The organism is Streptomyces sp. NPDC002690, assembly GCF_053592415.1.
Map to the genome: position 1 here is coordinate 1 of NZ_JBSFVR010000500.1, position 4,176 is coordinate 4,176.

3 protein-coding genes are annotated in these 4,176 nt (G+C 70.1%); all 3 read right to left on the bottom strand.

All coding sequences use genetic code 11. From position 1 onward, the window contains the following. Positions 1 to 95: 95 nt before the first annotated feature. Entirely contained in the window at positions 96 to 1,547 is a 1,452-nt protein-coding gene (locus tag ACWD3D_RS34095) for a GH1 family beta-glucosidase (RefSeq protein WP_451464580.1), read from the bottom strand. 103 nt (positions 1,548 to 1,650) lie between these two features. After that, complete coding sequence (locus tag ACWD3D_RS34100) at positions 1,651 to 2,568, bottom strand: carbohydrate ABC transporter permease (protein WP_451464581.1); 918 nt, start codon at positions 2,566 to 2,568, stop codon at positions 1,651 to 1,653. Positions 2,569 to 2,586: 18 nt separating this feature from the next. Continuing rightward, entirely contained in the window at positions 2,587 to 3,582 is a 996-nt protein-coding gene (locus ACWD3D_RS34105; RefSeq protein ID WP_387371099.1) for a carbohydrate ABC transporter permease, read from the bottom strand. Positions 3,583 to 4,176: the final 594 nt, after the last annotated feature.

The window sequence follows — 4,176 nt, forward strand, 5'->3', positions numbered from 1 at the left end:
CCTGCGCGGAGCGCTCGCACCAGTGATCGCACTCGGCGCGGTGGACATCGGCACGACCCCGCGCCCCCGGGCTTTGTGAGGCGGGTACGGACGCGTCAGGCCTGCGGGAGTCCGTGACGGCGGATCACGTCGGAGTACCAGTGGGCGCTCGCCTTGGGGATGCGGGTCTGCGTCGCGTAGTCGACGTAGACCATGCCGAAGCGCTTCGAGTAGCCGTACGCCCACTCGAAGTTGTCCATCAGCGACCAGAGGAAGTAGCCGCGGACGTCCGCGCCGTCGGCGATCGCGCGGCGGACCGCGTCGATGTGGCCGTGCAGGTACTCGATGCGCTCCGGGTCCTCGACGCGGCCCTCGGGCGACACGTAGTCGTCGAAGGCGGCGCCGTTCTCGGTGACCATGAGGGCGACGTTCGGGAACTCGCGGGCGGTGTCGACCAGCAGGGCGTGCAGTCCGTCGGGGTCGACGGACCAGTCCATCGCCGTGACGGGCTTGCCCTCGGCCTTGTGGAAGGCGACGTGCTCCGAGCCGGGCCACGGCGAGTGCGCGCTGTCGCCGTGCGCGTGGCTGTTGCTCTCCGCGCCGCCGCCGGTCGGGTCGGTGACCAGGGTCGGGGCGTAGTAGTTGATGCCGAGGACGTCGAACGGCCGCGAGATCGTCGTCAGGTCGCCGTCGTGCACCAGCTTCGACCAGTCGACGAGGTGCTTGGTGTCGGCGATCAGGTCCTCGGGGTACGCGCCGTGCAGCATCGGGCCGGTGAAGACCCGGTTGCCGACGGCGTCGATGCGGCGGGCCGCGTCGACGTCACCGGGGGCGTCGCTGAGCGGGCGCACCTGGTGGAGGTTGAGGGTGACCGAGGTCTGCGCACTGGCGGGGATGGAAGCGCGCAGAGCCTCGATCGCCCGTCCGTGGGCGAGGTTGAGGTGGTGGGCCGCCTGGAGCGCCGCGCCCGGGTCGGTACGGCCGGGGGCGTGGACGCCCGAGCCGTAGCCGAGGTAGGCGGAGCACCAGGGCTCGTTGAGCGTGGTCCACGTGCCGACGCGGTCGCCGAGGGCGCCGGCCATGATCGCCGCGTAGTCGGCGAACCGCTCGGCGGTGGCCCGCTCGGGCCAGCCGCCGGCGTCCTCCAACTCCTGCGGGAGGTCCCAGTGGTAGAGGGTCGCGACGGGCTGGATGCCCGCTTCGAGGAGCTCGTCGACGAGCTTGCGGTAGAAGTCGAGGCCCCGCTCGACCGCCGGGCCGCGGCCGGTCGGCTGCACGCGGGACCAGGAGATGGAGAAGCGGTAGGCGCCGAGGCCCAGCTCCTTCATCAGTGCCACGTCGTCGCGGTAGCGGTGGTAGTGGTCGCCGGCGATGTCACCGGTGTCGCCGTTGCGGACCTTGCCGGGGGTGCGGGAGAAGGTGTCCCAGATGGACGGCGTGCGGCCGTCCTCCGAGGCGGCACCTTCCACCTGGTAGGCGGCGGTGGCAGCGCCCCAGACGAATCCGGGCGGGAAGACGAGGGCGTCGGCGGCCTGCTTGGGGGCGAGGTCAGGGCGTACAGCGGTCATGCGGGAGCGCTCCCATGGATGAAGGGGAAGAGGGGGTTCCGGGGCCCGCGCGGGCACCTGTGGGGGCGTCGCGCGGGGCACCGGAGGTGCGGGCCGGGGTGTCTCAGCCCTTGACCGCGCCGGACATGATGCCGCCGACGATCTGCTTGCCGAAGATCACGAATACCGCCAGCAACGGCAGCGTACTGATCAGGGCACCCGCCATGACGATCGACTGGTCCGGCGTGTACGAGGCGCTCAGCTGGCCGAGGGCCACCTGGATCGTGGGGTTCGCCTGGTTGAGTGCGAGATACGGCCAGAAAAAGTCGTTCCACGCCTGGACGAAGGTGAGCATGCCGAGCACCATCATCGCGGGGCGCGCCACCGGGAGCACCACGCTGAGCACGATGCGGAAGTTGCTCGCGCCGTCGATCTTGGCGGCCTCGATCAGCTCGTACGGAAGCGCCTCCAGCAGGTACTGCCGCATGAAGAAGACACCGAACGCGCTGACCAGGGTCGGGAAGATGACCGACTCCAGCTTTCCGCCCCAGCCGATGTCCGACATCATCATGAACAGCGGGACGACGCTGAGCTGCGGCGGGATCGTCAGCGTGGCGATGACCGCGGTCATCAGCCAACCGCGGCCCTTGAAACGCATCTTGGCGAAGGCGTAGCCGGCGAGGGTGCAGAAGAACAGTGTCGCGGCGGTGATGGACGCCGAGACGATGAGGGTGTTGACGATGGCCTTGCCGAGGTTGGCGTTCTCCCAGGCGGCCTGGAGGTTGTGCCAGAGCCGGCCGCCCGGCAGGAACGGCGGCGTGCTGGCCAGGACCTCGTCCTGCGTGTGCGAGGCGGCGACGAACGTCCAGTACAGCGGCAGGACCGAGCCGATGCCGATGACGATCAGCGCGATGTAGGTGAACGGGCCGGCCTTGTGGGTGTCGCCCGCGCCCATGGCGAGGCGGCCCTTGCGGGGGGCGCGGCGGTCCGGCTTCGGCCGCCCGGGGGCGGAGACCTTGGCGGGGGTGCTGGTGATGGTCATGAGAGGTATCGCTCCCGGTCAGGCCGCGGAACGGCGTACGAAGCGGCCGATGATCCAGTTGATCAGCGCGATGGCCAGCAGGAGGGCGAGCATGGACCAGGCCACGGCGGCCGACAGGCCGAGGTGCTGCAGGTTCCAGCCGTAGTTGTAGAGGTAGATGCTCAGCGTCTCGTACTGGTGCTCGGTGCCGCCGATGGCGCCGATCGCGCCGCCTTCCAGCAGCAGCGGCTCACCGAACAGCTGCATGGAGCCGATGGTGGAGATGACGATCGTGAAGAGGATCGTCGGCCGCAGCGACGGGATGGTCACCTTGATGAACTGCTGCCAGCGGTTGGCGCCGTCCAGCGAGGCCGCCTCGTAGAGGTCGCCCGGCACGGCCTGCATCGCGGCGAGGTAGATCAGCGCGTTGTAGCCGGTCCACCGCCAGATCACGATGACCGAGATGGCGATCTTCGAAGTCCAGTGCCCGTTGCCCCAGTTGGTGTCGCCGAAGCCGACGAAGTGCAGGACCCAGTTGAGGAGTCCGCCGTCGGTCCGGAAGACCAGGGCGAAAACGAGTGCCGCGGTGGCGACGGAGGTCGCGTACGGCGTCAGGATGATGGTGCGCCAGAAGGTGCTGGCACGCAGCTTGTAGTTGAGCAGGTGGGCCAGGCCCAGCGCCACCAGCAGCTGCGGAACGGTGGACATGACACCGATGAGGAACGTGTTGCTGACGGCCGTCCAGAACTCCGAGTCCTGGAAGATCTTGACGAAGTTGTCGAAGCCGACCCATTCCATCTGGTCCATGCCGGTCATCTCGACCCGGTGGAGGGCGATCCAGCCGGTGTAGATGAGCGGGTAGAGGCCGAAGGCCCCGAAGACCAGGAAGAAGGGGGCTATGTACGCGTACGGGGACGCCTTGTCGTCGAACCGCCACAGCCGGCTCCGCCAGGTCTGCCGGCTGCTCACCGGTTTCTGTCGGGAACCACGGGGTGGCGGGACGTAGGCGTCCCGGGTGGGGGTCGAGGTTGCCACGGGCGGGAGTCCTTCCCTGGGGTGCGCCGGCGGGCGCGTCGATCGGTACCGGGCCGGCCCGGCTACGGGAGTACGTGTCCCGGTGCGGTGCGGAGCGGTGCCGGTCGTGTGGGGCTGGATGGGCGGAACCGTCGATTCCGGGGCCGGCCTGTGCGGAGCCGGGCGGCGGAACGAGCGGAGTGGTGCGGGCCGAAGTGGCCGGTGGTTCGGTCGCGAGAACGGGTTCGGGAGCCTCCGGGCCGGTGAACCGGTGGAGCCGGGTCACGTCTGCGCCTACGAGCCGGGGGAGGCCGGCGGTTCAGCTGCGCGGACGCCCTGGCGGCGGGCCGGGGAGGCCGCTGGTGCGGCTTCGGCGACGGGCCGGGAGGAACGGTGGCCGTGCGTGCGGGCGGTGCGGTGTGCGGGCGGTGCGGGTGGCGCGGATACTGCGGTGGATCTACGTGCGGGCTGTGCGGGCGGTGCGGGTACTGCGGTGGATCTACGTGCGGGCTGTGCGGCGCCGCCCCTCCGCCCCTCTGCCCGGATAAGGCAGTCTTGTCTCCGTGCCCCGACCCGATCCCGCGCAGCGCGCCGCCAAAGACGCCCATCTGCATG

Bases quoted from the DNA above. Each gene is read 5' to 3' on its own strand.
- ACWD3D_RS34100 (WP_451464581.1), bottom strand. From the start codon at position 2,568: ATGACCATCACCAGCACCCCCGCCAAGGTCTCCGCCCCCGGGCGGCCG.
- ACWD3D_RS34095 (WP_451464580.1), bottom strand. From the start codon at position 1,547: ATGACCGCTGTACGCCCTGACCTCGCCCCCAAGCAGGCCGCCGACGCC.